Below are 24091 nucleotides of genomic sequence, written 5' to 3'. Positions count from 1 at the left end.
TTCTGTGGTCTCCTCGCGCCGCGTGTTCTCACATGTTGGAGAGCGTCGAAACGAGAATCGCCTTGATCGTGTGCATGCGGTTCTCGGCCTGCTCGAACGCGATGTTCAGCGGCGATTCGAACACTTCCTCCGTGACCTCGATGCCGTTCGTCAGTTCGGGATAGCGCGCGGAAATCTGTCTGCCGACTTCGGTTTCGCTGTTGTGGAAGGCCGGCAGACAGTGCATGAATTTCGCCTGCGGATTTTTCGTGGCCTTCATCAGCGCCATGTTGACCTGATAGGGCAGCAGTATGTTGATGCGCTCGCCCCACGCCTCGAACGGCTCGCCCATCGACACCCACACGTCGGTGTGAACGAAGTCGGTGCCCTCGACGGCCGCCTTGGGGTCTTCGGTGAGCGTGAGGCGCGCGCCGCTTTCCTCGGCGAACTGGCGGCAGGCGGCGATATGCTCGTCGTTCGGCCAGAGCGATTTCGGCGCGCCGATGCGCACGTCCATGCCGAGCTTGGCGCCGATCAGCAGCAGCGAATTGCCCATGTTGTTGCGCGCGTCGCCGAGATACGCGTAGCTGATCTGCGTGAGCGGCTTGTCGCTGTTTTCGCGCATGGTCAGCACGTCGGCGAGCATTTGCGTCGGGTGATATTCGTCGGTCAGTCCGTTGAACACCGGCACGCCCGCATAGCGCGCCAGTTCCTCGACGACTTCCTGGCTGAAGCCGCGATACTCGATCGCATTGAACATGCGGCCGAGCACGCGCGCCGTGTCCTTCATGCTTTCCTTGTGGCCGATCTGCGAGGAATGCGGATCGATATACGTGACGTTGGCGCCCTGGTCGTGCGCGGCCACCTCGAACGCGCAGCGCGTGCGCGTGGAGGTCTTTTCGAAGATCAGCGCGATCTCCATGCCCTTCAGATGCTGCTGCTCGGTGCCCGTGTATTTCGCCCGCTTCAGATCGCGCGACAGGTCGAGCAGATAACGCAGCTCGCGCGTCGAGTGGTGCATCAGACTCAAAAAATTGCGGTTCGAGAGATTGAAGGCCATTGTGAATCTCCGTTCTCAGTAGTCGATGCTCAGTAGTCGATGGGATCGCGAATGATCGGGCAGGTCATGCAGTGGCCGCCGCCGCGTCCGCGTCCGAGTTCGCTGGCGCTGATCGTGATGACTTCCACGCCGGCCTTGCGCAACAAGGTGTTGGTGTGGGTGTTGCGGTCGTAGCCGACCACCACGCCGGGCTCGATGCAGACCACGTTGTTGCCGTCGTCCCATTGCTCGCGCTCGGCGGCGAAGCTGTTGCCGCCGGTTTCCACCACGCGCAGCTTCGAGAGGCCGAGCGCGTCGCCCACGACATCGACGAAGGGCTTTTCCTCGCGCTGAACATGCAGCTTCGACCGATCGTTGCCGTCGGGGCGGATCGTGAACGGCACGATCGCCTTGACGACTTCGGGGAAGATCGTCACGAGATCGCGGTCGCAGAAACTGAACACCGTGTCGAGGTGCATGGCCGCGCGCGATTTCGGCAGCCCCGCGACGACGATCCGTTCGGCCGCGCCTTTTTCGAACAGCCGCTGTGCGATGGCGCCGATCGCGTGACGGCTCGTGCGCTCGCCCATGCCGATCAGCACGCTGCCCTTGCCGATCGGCATCACGTCGCCGCCTTCGAGCGTCGCGGCGCCGTGATCGGTGTCGGGGTCGCCGTACCAGACTTCGAACGGCTTGTCCGCGAAGTCGGGATGGAATTTGTAGATCGCCGTGGCGAGCAGCGTTTCCTGGCGGCGCGCGGGCCAGTACATCGGATTGAGCGACACGCCGCCGTAAATCCAGCAGGTCGTGTCGCGCGTGAACAGCGTGTTCGGCAGCGGCGGCAGCACGAAGCTGGAGTAGTCGAGATACTGGCGATACATCTTGAGCGTGTGGCTTTCCTCGCTCTCGGGGATGTCTTCGGCCACCACGCCGCCGATCAGGAACTCGGCAGCACGGCGCGCGTCGAGTCCCGCAAACCAGCTGCGGACCTCGCTCGCAAGCGAGACGCCGACCGTGTCCGGGCGGATCTTGCGGTCGAGAATCCAGTCGGCGGCATCCGGGTTCTTGAGGGTCTCCTCAAGCAGATTGTGCATTTCGACGACCTCGACGCCGCGCTCGCGCATCTTGGTGACGAAGTCGAAGTGATCGCGCTTCGCCTGGCTGACCCAGACGACATCGTCGAAAAGCAGCTCGTCGCAATTGCTCGGTGTCAGGCGCTGGTGCGCGAGGCCGGGCGAGCAGACCATCACCTTGCGTAGCTTGCCGGCCTCGGAATGCACGCCAAGGCTTACTGTCTCCGTGCCCATCGTCGTCTCCTTGCTTTTGTGTCTAGTCCGGCAGGATCGCCAGACGGTAGAAGTTGCGTGCGTCCTCGTCCGGCTGGCCGAACCACTTCACATAGCTTTCGCGGTAGTCGCCCGCCTTGAAGACCTGGCTCAGCGTGCGGTCGACGAACAGACGCAGATCCTCGTCGCCGCGCGCCACGCCCAGCGAAATCGGCGCATAGGAAAAGCGCCGCGTCAGCACCAGCAGCCGGTCGCCGGACGGGTTGCGGCTCACCTGGTCCTGCAGAATCGCGCGCTCGGCGAAGAACACGCCCGCCTTGCGCGAGAGCACCTGCTGCACGCCGTCTTCATAGCTCGACGCGGTGATCACGCGCGCCGACAGCTTGAACGTGCCCATGCGTTCGTGGAGCCAGTGCTGCGTGGGCGAGTTTTCCAGCGTCGAGAACGTCTGCGCGTTCAGCAGTTGGGCGGGCGAGGCGCGCCAGATCGGCCGCTCCGATTGCGTCGAGCCGCTGAGCACTTCCTTGAGGCCGGCGGGCGCGTCGGCGCGCGTGAGCGCGGCAATGCCGCCCGGATAGACGGGAATCGAGTAGCTGATGTACTGGCGGCCCGTAAGCGTCTCGGCGTCGGCGCAGAGCAGATCGACGCGGTGATCCTGAAGCGCGCGATAGCGATCGTCGGCTTTCACGACGGTCCAGTTCACGGCCAGCGCGGGCAGCGCGAGATCGGTCTTGAGCTTGTCGGCGACTTTCGTGCACAGCGCCACGGCATAGCCGTCGGGCTGACCTTCGCCGTTGCGGAACGCGTAGGGGCGCGCGTCGGCGACATAACCGATGGTCATCTTGCCCGACTGCTTGATGCGGGCCAGCGCGCCGGTCGTCGCCGCCGCCGTGGCGTTGTCGGTTTCGGCGGCGTGCGCGCGATGCGGCCACGGCGAGCACAGCACCAGGAACGCGATGATCCCGGCGGCGAGGATCGCGGGCTTGCCGGCTCTCGCCGCGCTGCCCGCGCGCCGCGCCGCCATGAAGCCGTAGATCACATAGCCGATGGCGAGCACCAGCATGCCGCCGAGCACGGCGTCCTTGCCCGAGGCGTAGAGCGCGTAGATGGAGTAGACCATCGCCACCACGGTGACCACGGCGTTGCGGCGGTAGACGGCGGCTTCGGTGCCCGCCTCGCGCATCATCATGAACAGCGCCGAAAGCGAAATGATGTAGGGCAGGACGTTGGTGACCACCGCGAGGTTCACGAGCGCGGCGAACTGTTCGGCGAGATTCGGCGAGATCGTCGAGAGCGCCATCAGCGACTGCACGATCGCCATGATGATCATGCCGGGGATCGGCGCGCCGGTGCGGTTGGCCTTGCTGAACACCGGCAGGAACATGTCGCTGTCGGCGGCGTCCTTCGCGGTCTGCGCGAGCGTGAACTGCCAGCCGAGCAGCGAGCCGACGCAGGCCATCGCCGCGAGCGCCATCACGATCGAGCCGATCGCGGGCGTGAACATATGCGCGAACGCGAGGCCGAACGGCCCGGTCGATTTCGCGAGCGCGTCGTTCGGCACGATGCCCTGGATCACCGTGGTCGAGAGCACGTAGATGACGGCCGCGCCGAGCGTGCCGAACAGGCAGGCGAGCGGCACGTCGCGCTTCGGATTTTCGACGGCCGACGAGTTCTGCACCGCCGATTCCATGCCGAGAAACGCCCACAGCGTGAGGGAAATACTCGAACCCATGCCGCCGAGCAGGCTCAGGCCCTGCGGGTTCCAGGCCGCCGCGAAATAGGCGGGATGAAACCAGAACCATCCGGCGATCGACATGAAGCCCACGGGCAGGATCACGCCCCAGACCGTCACCGAACCGATGCGGCCCGTCAGCTTCGGCCCGCCGAAGTTGGCGACGGTGGTGATCCACAGCAGCGCGATCACGCCGATGCAGGTGGCGACCGGCGATGACGTCAAGGCCGGAAAGAAGCCCGCGAGATAGCCGAGCGCCGAACTCGCGACCGCGACGTTTGCAATCGCGACCGAGAGGAAGTAGAGGAAGAACACCTGGAAGTAACCGGCTTTTCCATAGGCATCCTCAGCATAGGCGGCCATGCCGCCCGCGCGCTGGTTCAGGATGCCCGCCTGCGCGAAGCCGTAGGCGATCGCCATCGACCCCACGGCGGTCACGACCCACGAGAGCAGCGAGATCGCGCCGACTTTCGCCATGTTGGAGGGCAACATGATGATGCCGGAACCCATCATGTTGACGGTCACGATAAACGTCAGTTGCACGACGTTCATCTTTTTCGGCTGGTCGTTCATGGCGCTCACCTCCTTGGTGAACTCGGTCTGAACCTGATCTGAACCCGATCGTTCGATGGCTACTCTTGAACCACGTAGGTATGAAAGCGGATGCGGCCGTCTTCCCGTTCCTGAAACACGCCTTGCACTTCATAGTTGAAACCGGGGAACCGGTTGAACGATTCCTGGAACGCCATGAAGTAGTCGAGCATCGGCTGCGCGCGCGCGTCCCAGCGCTCGCCGGGCAGCACGACGCCGATACCGGGCGGGTAGATCAGCGCGAGCGTGGCGGAGATGCGCCCGCGCGCGCTGTCGAGCGGCACATAATCGACGCGGTTGGCGACGAGCGCCTCGTAGGCATCGTGCGGCGGCATCGCCAGTTGCGGAAAACTCTCCGCGCGAAAACAGAGCCGCTGCAGGTTCTTCACGTTGGCTTCGCGATAGAAGCCGTGCATCTCGTTGCAGATCTGCCGCAGCGAATAGCCTTCGTAGCGTTCGGCATGCGCCGCGTAGAGCGAGGGCAGCACATCGGCGAGCGGCGCGTCGCGGTCCCAGAGGTTCTTGAACTTGACGAGGCGCGCGATCAGCGTGTTCAGTTTGCTTTCGTCCTCGGCGGGCGTCATCAGAAACAGGATGCTGTTCAGATCGCACTTTTCCGGGACGATGCCTTCCTCGCGCAGAAAGTTCGCCACCACGGTGGCGGGCACGCCGAAGTCGAGATAGCCGCCGGTTTGACGGTCGATGCCCGGCGTGAGCAGCGTCAGCTTGTTCGGATCGACCATCACATAGCCGGGCGCATAACCCGCGTAGCCGTGCCACGTCGCTTCCGGGCGGAATTCCCAGCACTGCTGCTCGTGCTTGATCACGTTCGTCGGCAGGTCTTCCCACGCGATGTTCACCACGTCGTCCGTGAAGCGCGAGTTCTTGATATCGACGACGTCGGGCACGAACGGATCGAAGAACCACTGTTCCTCGGGCGTCTTGCCGTGCTCCGCGTAGTGATGCACGAACTGGCGCAGCTTCTTGCGCGCTTCGATCGCGAGTTCGATGCAGCCGTCCCAGAGCATCTCGCCGGCTTTGCCCTCGTGCACTTTCGCGTTCACGTCGAGCGAGGCGAAGAGGGGATAGAACGGCGACGTGCTGGCGTGGATCAGGAACGACTCGTTGAAGCGCTTGTGTTCGATATAGCGCGGCTGGCCGCGCAGATGATCGTCGCGTTTGTGGATCTGCGAAGCCTGCGAGAAACCGGCGCCCTGTTTATGGACCGATTGCGTCGAGAACAGGCCGGGCATATCCGGCGTCAGGTTCTTCAGACGCATCGGGCTGTGATCGTCGAACAAGGGGTGGAAGGCGTTGTAGCCGATCCAGGCCTCGTCCCAGAGCACGTAGTCGCAGAGGTGGCCGATCTTCTCCAGCACCTTGCGCACGTTGTAGACGGTGCCGTCGTAGGTGGCGAGCTGGATGCACGCGAGCCGGAACGGGCGCGCCGCCGTGCTGCGTACGGGATCGTTCACGAGCGGATGCTGGCGGATCTGCTCGCGCAGCGCGTCCTCGTCCCACGCCGACCAGTCGACCGCGCCGATCATGCCGAACGCGTTGCGCGCCGTCGGCAGGAAGATCGGGATCGCGCCCGCCTGCACCAGCGCGCCCTGATGCAGCGACTTGTGATTGTTGCGGTCGAACAGTACGAGATCGCCGCGCCGCAACACGCCGCCCGTCACGATCTTGTTCGAGGTGCTGGTGCCGTTGAGCACGAAGTAGGTCTGATCCGCGCCGAACACGGCCGCCGCGTGACGCTCCGCTTCGGCGGCGGCGCCTTCGTGGATCAGCAGATCGCCGAGTTCGACGTCGGCATTGCAGAGGTCGTTGCGAAAAATGCTTTCACCGAAGTGCTTGAAGAATAGCTGTCCGGCCGGCGACTTGCGGTAGAACTGTCCGCCCTGATGGCCGGGACAGTCGAACGCGATATTGGCTTCGGCGTCGTAACTGACGAGGCCGCCGAAGAACGGCGGCAACAGGCTCATGCCATAGCGGATCAGGCTGGCCGTGACCTGCCTCGCGTAGAAGGCGGGCGTTTGCTGGCCGAGGTAGATATAGCCGTCGATTTCGCCGAGGCCGCCGACGACCGCGAGATCGGACAGCCGGTGCGAGTTGGAGAGCGCCCAGAGCGGCGTGCGAAAGCCGAGCCCACGCACCGCCATTGCCAGTTCCCGCGCGCCCGCGAGGCGCTCGCCGTCGAGCAGCACGATATAGGCGCCCACGTCCGCGTCTTCGCTGACGTCGCGTTTGATGTGGCTGGTGATCTCGACACGGAAGTTTTCTGTCGAAATGGCGTCGAGCAGTTCGCGCGTCTGCGCATCGTCGGTGTCGACGATCGCGACGATCTTCAGCATCTTATGAAAAGAGATCGGAATAGTCGGCGCTTTCAGTGAGAAAGGCATCACGGCAGGTCTCCTTCGAGTGCGTCAAGCTCGTAACCGGCATGCGATCCGATGTCGGTTTTTATGTGCTGACGCGTGCGAATCGCGAGGGCGTTCGTCGCGGCGTGAGCAATGTGTGAGACGCTTTCGGTGACTGAGTATATGAAGCTGCACGTAGCGCCGATATAGGACTTTGGTCCCAGGCGAGACGGCGTTTGCAGACGTGAAAAATCGCATGCGGATGTCTATTAACGATTCGGGTTCCTGTCTAATTTTTCGGCGTGCGTTGGGTCGTGTATTGGGTCGTGAATTCGGCCGTGATTTGACTGTGAATTGGCCTTTGTGCAGCGCACGAACACAGCGTGATTTTCATCTTCGACAGGCACTTGCTTCACAACATTCTGCAACGCAGTGGTAACATTTGTTGTCGCCCACTGCCGGTCCCACGCCGCCATCCGCATGCCAGACAGCTTCGACCAGCTTGCCGCGCTCATTCGCGCGCGTTTTTCCGACCTGAGCCCGCAATTCCAGACCGGCGCGGCCTTCCTGCTCGACCATCCCGACGAAGTCGCCGTTTCGTCGATGCGCAAGGTCGCGGAGCGCGCGGGCGTGCAGCCCGCGTCGCTCGTGCGGCTGTCGCAGCAACTCGGCTTTCCGGGCTGGAACGAGTTGCGCGATCTGTTCGTCGCGCGTGTGCGCACGCGTCCCGAGCCGTTGTCGAGCCGCGCGCGTTCGCTCGTCGCGGGCAGCGCCAAGGACGCGCTCGCTCGCGATCTGCTCGTCGCGCAGCAACACAATCTCGACGCCAGTGCAGTGCACAACGCACGCACCATGATCGAGGCCGCGCGCGTGCTCAAGAAGGCGAAGCACGTGCACGTGGCGGGGTTCCGCTCGTGCTATGCGGTCGCGTTCGGGCTCGTCTACGGCTACCGGCTGTTCCGTCCGTCCGTTTCGCTGCTCGGCGGCGAGGCCGGAACGCTCGAAATGCAGTTGCTCGGCATCGAGCGCGACAGCGCGACGATCGTGGTCAGCTTCGCGCCGTATTCGGTCGAAGCGGTGCGCGTGGCCGAAGCCGCGCTTGAAAAAGGCAGCAAGCTGATCGCGATCACCGACAGCGCCGTGTCGCCCATCGCGCTCAACGCCGAAAAAGTGCTGATCTTCACGCACGAGAGCCCGTCGTTTTTCCCTTCGCTCGTGGCGGCGACGGCGCTGGCCGAATCGCTCGTCGCGCATCTGCTCTCGCTGGAAGGCGCGGGCGCCGTGGCGCAGCTTGAGGAAGCCGAGCGCTCGCTCAACGCGCGCGGGGCGTATGTGCCTTGATATGCCTTGATATGACGTGAGGGTTTCGGCCCGGTCGCCGATACCTTGCAGGCCGCCTTCGAAGGCGGCCTTTTTTACGCCCCATGCGATTCCATTTGTTGTTGCTCGCATTTGAATTGACAACATATGTTGTGTGGCGTATAAATCCGACATCGGCCGTTACAGGCATGGCCCAGGCTTACAGGCGAGAACAATCGATGCAGGAATTGAAGGTTTACCGGATGGGCGGCACGCCCGAGGCGATCGGGCGGCAGCTCGGCGAGCTGGCGAAGCCGGTCTTCGAGACCTATATGGCGCAAAGCAGCGCGTGGCAGGCCGTGAGCCGCTGGCGCGGCCATGCGTTCGTGCAGGAACTGCGCGCGGCGGCGCAGCAGTATTTCCCGGCGCAGGTCGCCGAACTCGACGCCATGGCCGCGGCGCTCGGCTGGTCCGCGCACGACCTGTTCCTCTGGAATTGCCGCGGCGAGCTGATCCACAACGCGCCGGACGGCTGCACGACGCTGGCGTCGGCCACGCCCGCAGCCGGTCTGATCGCGCACAACGAGGACGGCGACCCGTATCTGCGCGGCCGCTGCCACATGGTCGAGGTCGAACCGGCGGGCCAGCCCGGTTTCGTCAGCTTCTATTACCCCGGCTCGCTGCCGGGCCACACGTTCGCGGCGTCGCGCGCCGGTGTCGCGCAGGCGATCAACAACGTGCGCATTCGCGAGCCGCGCGCGGGCGTGCCGCGCATGATCCTCGCGCGCGCCGTGCTCGACGCCGCCTCGCTCGACGACGCGCTCGCGCTGCTGCGCGACACGCCGCGCGCGAGCGGCTTTCATCACACGCTCGGCGGCACCGACGCGGCGGGCGCGGTGCGCGTCTTCAGCGTCGAAGCCACGGCTCAGCGCGCTTCGGTCGTCGAAGTGAGCGCGCCCTCGGGGCACGCCAATCATCTGATTCACGCGGGTTGCGAGCACGAGGCGCAGATCGTCACCGATTCGTCGCGCGATCGCCAGGCGCGGCTCGCCGATTTGCTGCCGGCGCTGGTTGCAAAGCCGGGCGCACATCCAGGCGCACATCCGCACGGCGAGGCTTTCGTGCAAACGCTGCACGACCGCGCGGGCCCGGGCCTGCCGATTTTCCGCGACGACCCGCGCGATCCCGACGACGAAAACACGCTCGCCACGGCCTGCATGCGCATCGACGCGCGCGGCGTGACGCTCGACGTCTGGCAGGACGGCGCGCGCGTCACGAGCCAGCCGATCGCGCGCGGCTGATTCGCCGCATCCGAAGCCTTCACCGATTTCATCGCATCATTCAGCGAGACCGCACATGAGCAAAGTTTTTCATCGCATGCCCAAACAGACCCTGCCGGTGGCAGTGGCGGGCGAGGGCATCGAGATCATCGATTCGACCGGCAAGCGCTATATCGACGCGAGCGGCGGCGCGGCCGTGTCGTGCCTCGGCCACAGCAACGCGCGCGTGATCGACGCGATCAAGCGCCAGGCGCAGCAACTGCCCTACGCGCACACGTCGTTCTTCACGACCGACGCCTCCGAGCAACTCGCCGATCACCTGATCGCGAACGCGCCCGAAGGGCTCGATCACGTGTATTTCGTCTCGGGCGGTTCCGAGGCGATCGAGGCCGCGCTCAAGCTCGCGCGCCAGTTCTTCGTGGAGAAGGGCGAGCTGACGCGCCGTCATTTCATCGCGCGCCGCCAGAGCTATCACGGCAACACGCTCGGCGCGCTGGCGATCGGCGGCAACGCCTGGCGCCGCGAGCCCTTCCTGCCGATCCTGATCGAATCGCATCACGTGAGCCCGTGCTACGCGTACCGCGAGCGTCATGAAGGCGAAACCGACGAAGCTTACGCGCAGCGTCTCGCCGACGAGCTCGAACAGAAGATTCTCGAACTCGGCGCGGAAAACGTCGCGGCCTTCGTCGCCGAGACGGTGGTCGGCGCGACGGCCGGCGCGGTGCCGCCGGTGCGCGACTACTTCCGCAAGATCCGCGCGGTGTGCGACCGCTACGGCGTGCTGCTGATCCTCGACGAGATCATGTCGGGCATGGGCCGCACGGGCTGGCTGTTCGCCTGCGCGGAAGACGGCGTCGCGCCCGATCTGCTGACCATCGCGAAGGGGCTGGGCGCCGGTTATCAGCCGATCGGCGCGACGCTCGTGAGCGCTCGCATCTACGAAACCATCGTGGGCGGCAGCGGCTACTTCCAGCACGGCCACACCTATATCGGCCACGCGACGGCCTGCGCGGCGGCGCTCGAAGTGCAGCGCGTGATCGCCGAGGAAAATCTGCTCGACAATGTGCTCGCGCGCGGCGAGCAACTGCGCGCGCGTCTGCGCGAGCGTTACGCCGAGCATCCGTATGTCGGCGATGTGCGCGGGCGCGGCCTGTTTGTCGGCGTGGAACTGGTGCAGGACCGCGCGAGCAAGGCGAGCTTCGATCCGGCGCTCAAGCTGCATGCGGCGATCAAGCGCGAGGCGTTCGCGCGCGGGCTGATGGTCTATCCGATGGGCGGGACCGTCGACGGCAAGAACGGCGATCACGTGCTGCTCGCGCCGCCGTTCATCTGCACGGCGCAGGAGATCGATACGATCGAGGACCGGCTCGCGGCCGCCATCGGTGCCGCGCTGGCGGCGACGGGCGTGATGGGGGCAACGGGTGCGACGGCCAGGGCCTGACCGCTTGATCGCCTGAGCACTTGAACGCCTGACCGGCGCAATCGGCATACTTTTTCGACCTCAACCGGACAACCCCGGAGTCACGCGATGACGCAATCCCACCAACCGCGGCTGCCGGCCTTCGACGCCGCAACCGCGACGCACGAGCAGAAGGCTGTGCTCGATGAAATCCTTTCCGGGCCGCGCGGCAATCTGAACGGCCCGTTTCTCGGCTGGATCCACAGCCCGGAACTGGCGCAGCACGCGCAGCGCCTCGGCGCGTTCTGCCGCTACAACACGGGGCTGCCGCTGCGCCTGTCCGAACTCGCGATTCTCGTGACGGCGCAGCGCTGGCAGGCGCAGGCGGAGTGGTTCATCCACTATCCGATCGCGCTGAAGGCGGGCGTGCCCGAGACGCTGGCCGAGCAGATCCGCACCGGCGCGCAACCGCTTTTCGACGAAGCCGACGACGCGCTGATCTATGCGTTCACGACCGAACTCTACGACGCGAAGCGCGTTTCCGACGCCACCTACGCACGCGCGGTCGAACGCTTCGGCCATGAGACGACGATCAATCTGGTCGGGCTGCTGGGCTACTACGCCCTGGTCGCGATGACGCTGAATACCTTCGGCATGCGCGCCGAAGGGCAGACCACGCTGCCGTTCGCGGAATAAGCGACGACGCGGTCACTGGCTTGACTCGACGCCCCGTCCGGTTCGACCGGATGGGGCGTTTTGCTTTTTTGCGCCCGGGTTCTTGCTTACCCGCCCGTTACGTCCGGTATGCATGACGGCCATATTTCAGGCGGCTATTTTCAACCGTATGCTTATTTGAAAAACAACAATGAGCGGTAAATAATTGCCCGCGCGATATGCAAAAAATAAAACGAGCGGACGATTTTGTGCGGAAAACGTTTTCAGTCGTTTATTTTTCTTGTGGATACCGGTCTCGCGATATTTGAACTGCATGGTTAATCACAAATATTCAGGTCATTTTGCCGCGGAACCATTCGCCGTGAATGGGCCGCTGGCCGCGAAATAATAATACTGTTTGCGAAGATCATGGCTTGCGATGGCCTCAGAGGCCTTTCGGTACGGGCTGGAGGCGGATTCCGCGCGCTGCTTGCGTAGTGCGATTACGCAAATCGATGACTGGGCTGCGGCTAGCCAATTCGAATACGGGTTTCTACGTAAGCTTATTGAAAAGTGCTTGCGCGGATTAAATCGGGTTGATAGTCTTGCGAAACTTATTAATAGCCGCGAAAAGAGATTATTGCCGGAAACGGTATCCATGCGGCATCAAAGCGGGACTTCAGGCCCGCTCCGGGGATTTCAATGGGCCGATCTTTTTCCGGGGAACATCATGCTTGATACGACTTTGGAGCTTGCGCTAGTCGAGAGCCTGCCTGCCATCCAGTCCGGCATTGGCGATGTGGTGACCCTCAAGTCGGGCGGACCGCGCATGACGGTCATGTATGCGGGCCCGGTGGGCTTCGCCAATGGTCACTGGCTGATCTGCCAATGGTTCGACGAGCAGGGCGAACTGCGTCAGGACATGTTCGCGCAGGACATGGTCCGCATCGAGCCGCGCTCGATTCCGGCTGGCTCAGTGAAGCTGCGCATGCCGGCTGCGCGCGTGGCCAACCACCGTTGATCCGTGCGCAGACGGCTCGCGGTTGATGCCGCGCGCCATCTGCATTGGTCTGTCTATCCGCCCGTATTCAGCGACGTCGATTCAGCAAACCCTCTTCGCGGCTCGATGAGCGGCTTAGCGCTGCCCTTCGGCGGCGATCCGCACGGCCAGACCGGCCAACACCGTTCCCATCAGATAACGCTGGAGCGCGAGCCACTTCGGGCGGCCCGCGAGGAACGATGCGATCGTGCCCGCCGTGATCGCGGCGGCTGCGTTTATCGTCACGGAAAGCGCGATCTGCACCGCGCCGAGTTCGATCGACTGCGTGAGCACGCTGCCGCGCGAGGGGTCGATGAACTGCGGCAGCAGCGAGAGATACAGGATCGCAACCTTCGGATTCAGCAGGTTCGTGACGAAGCCCATCAGGAACAGCTTGCCGGGACGGTCCGGCGTGAGCTCGCGCACCTGGAATGGCGAGCGGCCGCCCGGCTTGAGCGTTTGCCACGCGAGCCACGCCAGATAGAGCGCGCCGCCGAGGCGCAGCGCGTCGTAGGCGAACGGCACGGCCATGAGCAGCGCGGTAATGCCGAAAGCGGCGCACAACATATAGAAGATGAAGCCCAGCGCGACGCCGCCTAGCGAAATGAGACCCGCCTTGCGCCCCTGGCAGATCGAACGCGAGATCAGATAGATCATGTTGGGTCCGGGCGTGAGCGCCATGCCGAGGGCAACGGCGGCAAAGGCGAACAGCGGGGCGACATGGGGCATAGCGGGCTCCGTGGGCATGCGGTTGACGTTACGGGGGGATGCGTTCAGGCCGCGAAACTATTAACTAGTCGGGCACGAACGCAATAGACCGATTATTTCATGCGCCGCATCGGCGTGCGCGGCTTTCAGGCGACGTTGGCCATCCGGCCAGGGCGGGGTTGGGCGTGAGCGAGGCTGTGAAGTCGCTTGGCGTTTGCAGCGTGTTCGGCGTGTGCTCTAACAGGCCTCGCTCAGTGCGAGGAGCGTTCGCGGTCGGCGTTGTCCGGATCGCGGCGGGCGTCGCGCGCCTGAACGCGGTCGTCGAGGCGGCGCGAAAACAGCAGCATGCCGACGCGGCGGCTGCGCACCTTGACGTTGCCGCCGAGATCCTTGGGCGGATTCGGTTGCAGCGCCCAGTAGAGCGCGAGCAGCCAGCCCAGCACCGTCCAGCCGATCACCGCGTTGAACAGCGCGATCGTCAGCAGGTCGTGACGCGCGCGCTTGTCCGCGATCAGCGCGGGCAGGAAGTAGACCACGACCGCCGCGAGCAGCACGACGATCTCGAAGATGGAATGGCTCGCCATGGTCGATCCTCCGTGGATGGGGCGCCCCCGATGAGTCATTGTCGCGCGGATCGGCGTCGCGCGCTGAATTGTCCTTTATTGGTGTTTATCGGTCTTTTGTCTGCTCTTTACGCGTCCTAGGTTTGCCGCGTTATCGTCCTGGCCGGATGGCCAACGTTTTTGGCGAACCCGCCGCCGGACGGCCGTTCGGGTCTATCATCGGGTTTTTCTTCGCAGGAATGCCCGCCATGAGATCAGACACGACAGAGGACACCCGTCAACTCGATCACGACGCCCTGCGCGCCTTCGTCGAGCGCAAGTGGAACGACGAAATCGTGCCCGCGCTCACGGACTACATCGCCGTGCCCGCGAAGAGTCCGGCGTTCGATCCCGACTGGGCGAAGCACGGCTATCTGGAGCGCGTCGTGCAGGAAGCGGCGCAGTGGGCCGAGCAGCAGCCGGTGCGCGGCCTCAAGCTCGAAATCGTCAGGCTGGCGGGCCGTACGCCGGTGATCTTCTTCGAGGCTCCGGCCACGCGTTCGGGCAGCAGCGAAACCGTCGTGCTGTACGGCCATCTGGACAAGCAGCCCGAGTTCGCGGGCTGGCGTAACGACCTCGGCCCGTGGACGCCCAAGCTCGAAGACGGCCGCCTCTACGGGCGCGGCGGCGCGGACGACGGCTATGCGATCTACGCGAGCGTCACGGCGCTGGCGGCGCTCGACGCGCAGGGCATCGAGCGTCCGCGTTGCGTGGGCCTGATTGAAACCTGCGAGGAGTCGGGCAGTTACGACCTGCTGCCGTATGTCGATGCGCTGCGCGAGCGGCTCGGCAACGTGGGGCTCGTGGTATGTCTCGATTCCGGCGCGGGCAATTACGACCAGCTCTGGCTCACCACGTCGCTGCGCGGGCTCGTCTCCGGCGATCTCGAAGTCGAGGTGCTGGAGGAGGGCATTCACTCGGGCTCGTATGGCGGTATCGCGCCGTCGAGCTTCCGCATCATGCGGCAGTTGTTCGAGCGGCTCGAAGATTCGGCGAGCGGCACGCTGCTGCCCAAGGGCTTCCATTGCGCGATTCCCTCGCGGCGGTTGTCGGAGGCGGAAGCCACCGCGCAGATCCTCGGCGAAAACGTCTGGAAAAGCATGCCCTGGGCGTGCGGCCAGGACGGCCGCCGCGTGCTGCCCACCACCAGCGATCCGCAGCAGGCGCTGCTCGATTCGACGTGGCGGCCCTCGCTGTCCGTGACGGGCGCGGCGGGCCTGCCCGCGCTCGCCGACGCGGGCAACGTGCTGCGTCCGCGTACGGCGTTCAAGCTCTCGCTGCGGCTGCCGCCGCTCGTGGAGGCGTCGAAGGCGGTGGCGGAACTGAAGGCGCTGCTGGAACTCGACCCGCCGTATAACGCGAAGGTCACGTTCAAGCCCGACGCCGGCGCGGCCAACGGCTGGAGCGCGCCCGATCTCGCGCCGTGGCTGGCCGGCGCGCTCGACGACGCCTCGCGCACGCATTTCGGCGCCGACTGTGCGTATCTGGGCCAAGGCGGCACGATTCCGCTGATGAACGTGCTGCAAGCCGGTTTCCCGAAATCGCAGTTCATGGTCTGCGGCGTGCTCGGCCCGAAGTCGAATGCGCACGGGCCGAACGAGTTCCTGCACGTGCCCTACGCGAAGAAGCTCACGGCGACCGTGGCCGAAGTGATCGCCAAGGCGCCTTGATGCGTTGAAGCGGTAGTTTTGTCGCGATGCTTTGCCTGGAAGGGTTCCGGGCGAAGTGTTGCGGTGAGCGGTGAAAGGTGAGATGCGGGGCGCTCGTCTCGCGCCAGTCAGTGGTGCGGGTGGAGCGCGGGCGCGTCGAGTGGCACGCCATCCGCATGAGGCGTATCCGCGTGGCACGAGCAGTTTTCCTCGTCGATCGGCTGCTCGAGATTCTTCATGATTCCGCACTCGGCGCTGCTGCTGTGGTGTGCATGGCAGCTTTCGCGCAGCGTGCGTAGTTGCTGTTCGAGCGTGCGCATCGATTCGATCTGTTGATGAATGCGCGCGATCTGGCTGTCGATCAGGTCGTTGACTTCATCGCAAGGCTGGCTCGGGTCCGCCTGAAAGCGCCGTAGCGTGCGGATGTCGGCGAGACCGATGCCCAGCGAACGGCAATGGCGGATGAAGTTCAGTTGCGCGGCGTGCGCGGCCGTGTAGCTGCGGTAGCCGTTGGTTTCGCGCGCGGGTTCGTCGAGCAGGCCCTCGCGCTCGTAGAAGCGCACGGTTTCCACGTCGCAGTGCGCGTGGCGCGCCAGTTCACCGATTCTCATCGTCACAGTCCCCAAAAATGGCTTGACCCTGTAGCGACTACAGGCTGTCCAATGATTCTGTCATCTTTGGGAGAACTCGGCCATGGGTCAGGCATTCTTGTCGCGGTTGGTGCTCGCTTGCCGATATCGGGCGCGCGCCGATACGCCGGGCGCGGACGGCGTCGGCGCGGCATCGGGCGCGGCGTTGAAGCAGTCGAAGCAAGCGGGGCACGATCACGAGCCTGCCTGCGGGTGCCATGGCGATCACGACGATCACGACAGCGGGGCGCGCAAGGCGGTGGAACTGGCGCCGGTTGCGCAGGCTTGCGGCGATCACTGCCACGAGCATTCGCAGGACCATGAGCACGCGCACGGTCACGCCGATCATGGTCACGATCACGCGGACCATGCGGCCCACGACCACTCGCACGCCCACGATCACGCCCACGATCACTCACACGATCACGCCGATCACGACCACTCGCACGCCGCCTCATCCTGCTGCCACGGATCCGCGCCGCAACCCGCCGACCGTCAACGCGCGCTGGAACCCGCGCCCGACGGCACGCAGCGGGCGCGCTACCGCATCGACAACATGGACTGCCCGACCGAGGAGCGGCTGATCCGCAACCGGCTCGAACCGATGCCGGGCGTCGCGCGGCTCGACTTCGACCTGCTCGCGCGCGAACTGACCGTCTATCACCGTCTGCCCGATGCGCAGCCGCTCGAAGCCGCGTTGCACGCGCTCGACATGGCGCCGCGTCCACTCGCCGACGACCCCGCCGAGAACGCCGCCGCCGCGTCCGAGCCGACCGTCGGCCTCGCGCTGCGCCAGAAGCTGCTGCTCGCCGCGAGCGGCGTCGCCGCTGCGGCCGCGGAAGTCCTCGCGTGGACCACGGGCCACGAAGCCGGCGTGCCGGTCCTGATCTGCGCGGTCGTTTCGCTGCTCTGCGCGGGCTTGCCGACGCTGCGCAAGGGCTGGATCGCGCTCAAGAACGTCACGATCAACATCTACTTCCTGATGTCGCTGGCGGTGGCCGGCGCAATCGTCATCGGCAAGTGGCCGGAAGCGGCGATGGTCGTGTTCCTGTTCGCGCTCGCCGAGGAAATCGAGGCGCTCTCGCTCGAACGCGCGCGTCACGCGATCCGCTCGCTGACCGCGCTCGCGCCTGAAACCGCCGAAGTCTGGAGCGCCGAAACCGAATGGCGCACGCTCGCGGTCGCCGACGTCGCCGTGGGCAGCCGCATCCGCGTGCGTACCGGCGAGCGCGTGCCGCTCGATGCGCGCGTCGAGTCGGGCCGCGCCGCGCTCGACCAGGCGCCCATCACCGGCGAAAGCCTGCCCGTCGACAAGGCGCCAGGCGATGCGCTCTATGCGGGCAGCATCGTCGTCGATGGCGTCGTGGAGGCGCGCGTCACGGCGATCGCGCGTGACAGCACGCTCGCGCGCATCGCGGCGGCGGTCCAGCAGGCGCAGGCGCAGCGCGCGCCCACGCAGCGTTTCGTCGATCAGTTCGCGCGCTACTACACGCCCGCCGTCGTCGCGCTGGCGGTGCTGATCGCGGTGGCCGGGCCGCTCGCGTTCGGTGGCGCGTGGAGCGCGTGGCTCTACAAGTCGCTCGTGCTGCTGGTGATCGCGTGCCCGTGCGCGCTGGTCGTTTCGACGCCCGTGACGGTGGTGAGCGGCCTCGCCGCCGCGGCCCGCGCGGGCATGCTCGTGAAGGGCGGCGTGTGGCTCGAACGCGGCCGGCTGCTCAAGGCCGTCGCGCTCGACAAGACCGGCACGCTCACGCGCGGCGAGCCGGTGCTGACCGATGCGGTCGCGCTCGGCGCGCTGCCCGTCGAGGAAGCGCTGCGCCTCGCCGCGAGTCTCGACGACGCAAGCGCGCATCCGGTCGCGCGCGCCGTCGTCGCGGGCTGGCGGGCGCGCGATGCGCAGGGCGCTCAGGTCGCGCTGGCCTCCGTCGGCGATTTCGCGGTGCTCAACGGGCTCGGCGTGACGGGGCGCATCGCGGGCGAGATCTGGCATCTCGGCAATCATCGGCTCGTCGAGTCGCTGGGCGTGTGCTCGCCGGATCTCGAAGCGCGCCTCGCGGCGCTCGAAACGCAGGGCAAGACGGCGATCGTGCTGTGTTCGCCGCGCGAAGCCGTTGCGCTGTTCGCGGTCGCCGACGCCGTGCGGCCCGAAAGCGCGGACGCCGTGCGCGCGCTCAAGCAACTCGGCGTGACGCCCGTCATGCTGACCGGCGATAACCCGGCGACGGCGCGCGCGATCGCGGCGCAGCTCGGTATCGACGACGCGCGCGGCAATCTGCTGCCGCAGGACAAGCAGGACGCGGTCGCCGATCTGTCGGCGCGCCACGGCATGACGGCGATGGTCGGCGATGGCGTGAACGACGCGCCCGCGCTCGCGCGCGCCGACATCGGCTTCGCGATGGGCGCGGCGGGCACGGCGACGGCGCTCGAAACCGCCGACGTCGCGTTCATGGACGACGATCCGCGCAAGATCGCGGCGTTCGTGGGCTTGAGCCGCAAGGTGTCGGCGGTGCTGATGCAGAACATCGCGCTGGCGCTCGGCATCAAGGCGGTGTTTCTCGTGCTCGCGCTGGCGGGCGAGGCGACGCTCTGGATGGCCGTGTTCGCCGATGTCGGCGCCAGCTTGCTGGTGGTCGCGAATGGCTTGCGGGTGCGGCGGCATTTTGGCGGCGCGCCGGTGGCGGGGCGTGTTCGCAACTAACTGACGGTTTTGTGCTGCTTTACGCGAAACGCTTCGAATTGCAACTAACTGCCATATCCGCGCGGTGTGGCTGAATTGGCGAGGTCGGTGAGGAAAGGAAACGTATGCGTCAATGCATGGCTTGCAGAGTGTGGAAGCGGGACGAAATGTTCCACGCGCGCGCAGCCATTAAGAATGGCGTCGCGGACGAAGCGACGGCTGCGCCGCAAAGGAACCAGCCTCGGAAGTCCACGCCACATACACCGATGCGACAGGCGCTGCTAACCGAAAAGCCCGCGCCCGAGGCCCCGAAGCCCCAAAGCCCCAAAGCGTCAGGCACCGTCAAGCAGCCGCAACCGAAGCGCGCTCCCAACCGCTACGCGCCCCTCGCCAGCGCGGCGCGCAACTCGGCGCGCGTCGCCTCATCGAACTCGCCGCGAAACTCGAAACGTCCCGCAACCAGCGCGGCGACGGGCACGCCATCGCGAAACGCGAGGCGATTGCCTGCGACCGCGGGCACCTTCTCGCCGGGCAACACCGACCCGACCAGATTCAGCGGATCGACGGCAGCGATGCACACCGTTTCGTCATCCGAACGATCTCCGCGCCGCCGCACGTCGCGCAACAGCGCGACCGCTTCGGGCAGCGCGAACTGCTCGCCTGAAAGCCCGGTCACGAAGCGTCCGCCGCGCACCTGTCCGCGCGCTTCCATCCGATGCAGCACGCGCAGCAGATCGCGCCACGGCGGCAGCCACGCCGCCTCGCGCGCGAGCACTTGCCAGCACACCACGCCGTAGCGGCGCAGCAGCACGTTCGCGATGTGTTCGAGCAACTCCGGCGCGGCGGGCGGACGTCGCGCGGCATTCGCTGCCACCACGCGCGTCGGGCGCGCGCCGCTATCGTCCGTCGCGGCTGACTGCACATCATCCGGTGCCACGCGCCGCAGCACCGCCCATCGTCCCGCGTCCGCCATCCCGCCCGCGAGCGGGCCGAAGCCGCGCGGTTTGCGTCGTCCGTGATGCGCATTGCGCTTCGCAGCGGGCTTCACGAGCGCGCGCAAGCCCGCGAAGCTGTCGGCGTTCACGAGTCCGGCGGCTACCAGTTCGCCCAGCGCGTTTTCGAGTTCGACGCCGAGCAGATGCGCGTCGGCGGCCAGTTCGTCGAAGAACATCGCGCCGTGCCGCAGCAGCGCGGCGTACACGCGTTGCGCGCGCGCCGACAGCCCGTTGGTGTCGGGCGCGTCGACCAGCGCGGTCCAGCGCGCCAGTTCGCGGCGCGGCAACAACACGACCGGCGTGCTGCGCACGGTCGTCGACGCCGCACTCGCGCGCGCGGGCAGCCGCGCCCAGGCGAGGCGTCCCGAGCGGCAGAGTTCGTCGAGCAGCATCGGCGTGTAATCGTCGATGCGCGCGGGCAGGATCTCGTCCTCCCACGCGAGCGCCGACGCTTCCCAGCCTTCCAGTTGTTCGAGCATCGCCGCGAGCGTGTCGCGTCCCGAGCCGCGTGCGTCGCGCGCGACGTGCTGCCATTCGAACAGGAAGCGCATGAAATCGTGGCGCTCGACCGGCTCGATTTCGCGGCGCAGCTTGCGCACGGTGTAGCGATGAATGCGCGCGAGCAGGTGACGCTCGCACCATTCCTCGTCGCGCGCGCCCGGCGTGAAGCGGCCGCGCATCACCGTGCCCTCGGCTTCGAGGCGCGTCAGCGCGAGCGCAACCACGCTCGCTTCGAGCGCGAGCGCAACCACGCTCGCTTCGAGCGCGAGCGGACGCGCGATCTGCGCGACGGTCAGCGGCCCGAAACCCGAGAGCCGCGCGCGGATCAGTTCGACGAGCGCGGCGTCTTCGGTCCACGGCTCGTCGTACTCGGGCGGCGGCGTAAGCGGCGGTTCGCAGCGCGCCTGCGGATAGACGGCGCGCACGCAGGCGAGCCGCTCGACGCTGACCCACAAGGCTTCATCGCCGGTTTCGTTGTGCACGACCGGCACGCGCGTCGCGCGTCCGGCCGCGGCGAGTTCGGCGAGCCACGTCTGCCAGTCGCGCGCGTTTGGCTCGCGCCCGATTTCGCTGTGCGCGAGCGCGCCGAGCGTGCTGAGCGCGTCGTGCATTTCATCGGCGTTGCGCACTTGCGGCCACGCTTCCTCGCACACATTCGCGATGGCGTCGGCGTCGAGCGCGCCCAGATCGTCGGCGGATTCGGGATCGCTCCAGCGCCGCGACAGCACGGCCTGGGTGCGGCGCTCCTCGATCGGCGCATCGTCGAGAAACGCGTAGGGGCGCGCGGTCAGGATCTCGGCCGCGAGCGGCGAGGGCGCGGAAAGATCGCGCGTCACGAGCGCCACGCCGCGCGACTCGATGCGGCGCAGCAGCGCGAGCCAGGCGTCGGTGTCCATCGCGTCGTGCAGGCAGTCGTCGAGCGTCTGATCGACGAGCGGATGCGTGGGAATCTCGCGCTCGCCCGCGAGGTTTTCGACGCACGCGACCTGATCGGGAAACACGGCCGCGAGCAGATCCTCGCTGCGCATGCGCTGGATTTGCGGCGGCGTCTTGCGTCCGCCGGTCTGACGCGGCAGCGCGAGCGCCGTGGTCGCATTCCAGCGCCAGCGCACGCCGAACAGCGGCGCGTCGAGCAGCGCCTGCACCAGCAGATGCTCGGCGGAATTCGAATGCAGATAGCGCCACACCTCGTCGAGCGCGAAGCTATGCGCGCCCGTGAGCGAGAGAATGATGGCGTCCTCGGTCGCGGCCGCCTGCAATTCGAAATTGAACTGACGGCAGAAACGCTTGCGCAGCGCGAGCCCCCACGCGCGATTCACGCGGCTGCCGAACGGCGCGTGAATCACGAGTTGCGTGCCGCCCGCTTCGTCGAAGAAGCGCTCCATCACGAGCGTGTCCTGCGAGGGCAGCACGGTGAGCGCCTGGCGGGCGCGCGCGAGATACTCGACGATCTGGCGCGCGGAGGCGTCGTCGAGATTCAGGGTGTCGATGAGCCAGGTAATGGCGCGTTCGATGCTCGCCGCGCTCGCTGCATTCTTCGCTGATGATGGTTCGGCATCCGAATCATTATCGCATTCACGCAGCAGCGTCTCGATCTGCGTGCGCAGACGCGAAATCGCGAACGACAATTCGTCGCTGCGTCCCGGCGCTTCGCCGAGCCAGAACGGGATGTTCGGCGGCTGGCCCTGCGCATCCTCGACGCGCACGCGTCCCGCTTCGATACGCAGAATCCGGTACGAGGCATTGCCGAGCTGGAACACGTCGCCCGCGAGACTTTCGACCGCGAAATCCTCGTTGACGGTGCCGATCTGCACGCCCTGCGGTTCGAGCAGCACGGCGTAATCGGCGTTATCGGGAATCGTGCCGCCCGAGGTCAGCGCGACGAGCCGCGCGCCGCGCCGCGCGCGCAGCGTGTGGCTCACCACGTCGCGATGCAGATACGCCGCGCGCGGCCCGTGGCGGCTCGTGTAGCCTTCCGCGAGCATGCGCAGCACGGCGTCGAACTGCGCGCGTTCGAGCGCGGCGAACGGCGCGGTGCGGCGCGCGAGCGCGTAGAGCGCGTCCTCGTTCCATTCCTCGCAGGCCACTTCGGCCACGATCTGCTGCGAGAGCACGTCGAGCGGCGTGTGCGGCAGCGCGAGGCGGTCGAGTTCGCCGCGCCGCACGCAGTCGAGCAGCGCAGCGCATTCGATCAGATCGTCGCGCGACGTGGGAAAGAGCCGGCCCTTCGGCGTGCCGCCGACCTGGTGGCCCGAGCGCCCGACGCGCTGCAAAAACGCGGCGATCGAGCGCGGCGAGCCGATCTGCACGACCAGATCGACGTCGCCGATATCGATGCCCAGTTCGAGCGACGCGGTCGCGACCAGCACGCGCAAATCGCCGCGTTTCAGGCGCTGTTCGGCCTCGAAGCGATGTTCGCGCGCGAGGCTGCCGTGATGCGCGGCCACGACCTCGCTGCCGAGCCGGTCGGTCAGATGACGCGCCACGCGCTCGGCCATGCGTCGCGTGTTCACGAATACGAGCGTGGTGCGATGCAGCGCGACGAGTTCGGCCATGCGGTCGTAGACGCGCTCCCAGACGTCGTTGGCCATGACGGCTTCGAGCGGCACGGGCGGCACTTCGAGCGCGAGATCGCGCTCGCGCGCGTGGCCCACGTCGACGATTTCACAGGCGGGCGCGGTGCGCGCATCGTTCTTTTCATCGCTATCGCCGCCGTCATCGCCATCGCCGACACCGACCAGAAAACGCGCCACGGTCTCGATCGGTTTCTGCGTCGCCGACAACCCGACGCGCAGCAGCCTGCGCCCGCACAGCGCGTCGAGCCGTTCGAGGCTCAGCGCGAGATGCGCGCCGCGCTTGTTGCCTGCGAGCGCGTGAATTTCGTCGACGATCACGCTGCGCGCGCTCGCCAGCATGCGCCGTCCCGATTCGGAACCGAGCAGCACGTAGAGCGATTCGGGCGTCGTCACGAGGATGTGCGGCGCGCGTTTGCGCAGCGCGGCGCGTTCGGGCTGCGGCGTGTCGCCGGTGCGCACGGCGGTGCGGATCTCGACCGGCGGCAGCTTCAGGCGCGCGAGTTCCTCGCCGATGCCCGCGAGCGGCTGCTCCAGATTCAGGCGGATGTCGTTCGAGAGCGCCTTGAGCGGCGAGACGTAGACCACGAGCGTAGCGTCGGGCAGCGCGCCGCCGTTCGCGAGGCCTTCGCGCACCAGTTCGTCGAGCGCGGCGAGAAAGGCCGTGAGCGTCTTGCCCGAGCCCGTCGGCGCGGCGACCAGCGTGGCGCGATGGCTCGCGATCAGCGGCCAGGCGGCGCGCTGCGCGGCCGTGGGCGCGTCGAAACTGCGCCGGAACCAGCCAGCCACGGCCGGATGGAACTGCGCGAGCGGATCGTCGGCGGGCGCGGCGCGGCGTCGGCGAGGCCTGGCCTGTGCGTCGGAGGGCGAGGGCGGATCGGCCTGGAGCGAGACGGTCGAGGGCGGGTTCATGGGCACGAAGATGAGGGCGCGGCGCGCGAATTTCCAGGTGTCGCGCCGGATGTCGCGGGCGTCACGGTCTGGCGCCAGTCTGGCAGGTTTCGCGCGCGTTTGCCCGGCGTCGTGGCCGGGCAAACGCGAACGCAGTATCCTCGCCCGGTTGGATGTTTCCTCGACCCACTCACGTGTCATCAGGAGT

The 24091-nt window shown here is 66.4% G+C and carries 15 protein-coding genes; 7 read left to right on the top strand and 8 right to left on the bottom strand.

Going from position 1 to position 24091, the window contains the following annotated elements:
- Positions 1-28: 28 nt before the first annotated feature.
- From U4Y88_RS04390 to speC, 4 genes are read right to left on the bottom strand one after another with little or no spacing between them, the layout of a single operon-like run.
- Positions 29-1039 (bottom strand): ornithine carbamoyltransferase, encoded by a 1011-nt coding sequence (locus U4Y88_RS04390; protein WP_224015497.1) that lies wholly within the window; start codon positions 1037-1039, stop codon positions 29-31.
- A gap of 29 nt (positions 1040-1068) precedes the next feature.
- A complete protein-coding gene (gene arcA, locus U4Y88_RS04385) occupies positions 1069-2325 on the bottom strand; it encodes an arginine deiminase (RefSeq protein ID WP_224015495.1) in 1257 nt (418 codons plus the stop codon).
- Positions 2326-2347: 22 nt separating this feature from the next.
- Positions 2348-4609, bottom strand: a complete 2262-nt coding sequence (potE, locus tag U4Y88_RS04380) for a putrescine-ornithine antiporter (RefSeq protein WP_224015493.1) — start codon at positions 4607-4609, stop codon at positions 2348-2350.
- A 59-nt stretch (positions 4610-4668) separates the two neighbouring features.
- On the bottom strand, positions 4669-6981 hold the full coding sequence (speC, locus tag U4Y88_RS04375; RefSeq protein WP_321782502.1) for an ornithine decarboxylase: 2313 nt from the start codon (positions 6979-6981) through the stop codon (positions 4669-4671).
- Between the two features lie 486 nt (positions 6982-7467).
- On the opposite strand from speC, the gene U4Y88_RS04370 reads away from it, so the two are divergent.
- The 5 genes from U4Y88_RS04370 (at position 7468) to U4Y88_RS04350 (ending at position 12640) form a co-directional block, all read left to right on the top strand.
- Positions 7468-8328 (top strand): MurR/RpiR family transcriptional regulator, encoded by an 861-nt coding sequence (locus tag U4Y88_RS04370; protein WP_310632849.1) that lies wholly within the window; start codon positions 7468-7470, stop codon positions 8326-8328.
- Positions 8329-8525: 197 nt separating this feature from the next.
- The gene (locus tag U4Y88_RS04365) at positions 8526-9587 is read left to right on the top strand and encodes a C45 family peptidase (protein ID WP_321782500.1); all 1062 of its coding nucleotides are present in this window, start codon (positions 8526-8528) and stop codon (positions 9585-9587) included.
- Positions 9588-9642: 55 nt separating this feature from the next.
- Positions 9643-11007, top strand: coding sequence for an aspartate aminotransferase family protein (locus U4Y88_RS04360; RefSeq protein ID WP_321782498.1), 1365 nt, complete (start codon positions 9643-9645; stop codon positions 11005-11007).
- Positions 11008-11094: 87 nt separating this feature from the next.
- Positions 11095-11661 carry a carboxymuconolactone decarboxylase family protein gene (locus U4Y88_RS04355; protein WP_321782496.1) on the top strand — a complete coding sequence of 189 codons (567 nt, stop codon included), beginning with the start codon at positions 11095-11097 and terminating at the stop codon, positions 11659-11661.
- 688 nt (positions 11662-12349) lie between these two features.
- On the top strand, positions 12350-12640 hold the full coding sequence (locus U4Y88_RS04350; RefSeq protein WP_321782494.1) for a YodC family protein: 291 nt from the start codon (positions 12350-12352) through the stop codon (positions 12638-12640).
- A 114-nt stretch (positions 12641-12754) separates the two neighbouring features.
- Here the strand turns inward: U4Y88_RS04350 and U4Y88_RS04345 are convergent, their stop codons facing one another.
- On the bottom strand, positions 12755-13387 hold the full coding sequence (locus U4Y88_RS04345) for a LysE family translocator (protein ID WP_224015479.1): 633 nt from the start codon (positions 13385-13387) through the stop codon (positions 12755-12757).
- Positions 13388-13617: 230 nt separating this feature from the next.
- The gene (locus U4Y88_RS04340) at positions 13618-13950 is read right to left on the bottom strand and encodes a superinfection immunity protein (protein WP_224015477.1); all 333 of its coding nucleotides are present in this window, start codon (positions 13948-13950) and stop codon (positions 13618-13620) included.
- 218 nt (positions 13951-14168) lie between these two features.
- Here U4Y88_RS04340 and U4Y88_RS04335 point away from each other — a divergent pair, with 218 nt between their 5' ends.
- On the top strand, positions 14169-15638 hold the full coding sequence (locus tag U4Y88_RS04335; protein ID WP_415774389.1) for a M20 family metallopeptidase: 1470 nt from the start codon (positions 14169-14171) through the stop codon (positions 15636-15638).
- A 107-nt stretch (positions 15639-15745) separates the two neighbouring features.
- Here U4Y88_RS04335 and cadR read toward each other — a convergent pair whose 3' ends face one another.
- Positions 15746-16228, bottom strand: coding sequence for a Cd(II)/Pb(II)-responsive transcriptional regulator (cadR, locus tag U4Y88_RS04330; RefSeq protein WP_321782489.1), 483 nt, complete (start codon positions 16226-16228; stop codon positions 15746-15748).
- Positions 16229-16310: 82 nt separating this feature from the next.
- On the opposite strand from cadR, the gene U4Y88_RS04325 reads away from it, so the two are divergent.
- Positions 16311-18944 carry a heavy metal translocating P-type ATPase gene (locus tag U4Y88_RS04325; protein WP_321782487.1) on the top strand — a complete coding sequence of 878 codons (2634 nt, stop codon included), beginning with the start codon at positions 16311-16313 and terminating at the stop codon, positions 18942-18944.
- 355 nt (positions 18945-19299) lie between these two features.
- Here the strand turns inward: U4Y88_RS04325 and U4Y88_RS04320 are convergent, their stop codons facing one another.
- Positions 19300-23904 carry a DEAD/DEAH box helicase gene (locus U4Y88_RS04320; protein WP_321782485.1) on the bottom strand — a complete coding sequence of 1535 codons (4605 nt, stop codon included), beginning with the start codon at positions 23902-23904 and terminating at the stop codon, positions 19300-19302.
- Between the last annotated feature and the right edge of the window lie 187 nt (positions 23905-24091).

Origin of the sequence: Paraburkholderia sp. J94 (assembly GCF_905220285.1) — a bacterium.
Classification (GTDB): domain Bacteria; phylum Pseudomonadota; class Gammaproteobacteria; order Burkholderiales; family Burkholderiaceae; genus Paraburkholderia; species Paraburkholderia tropica_A.
The sequence above is the reverse complement of the archived record's forward strand: the minus strand, read 5'-3'. Positions and strand labels throughout refer to the sequence as shown.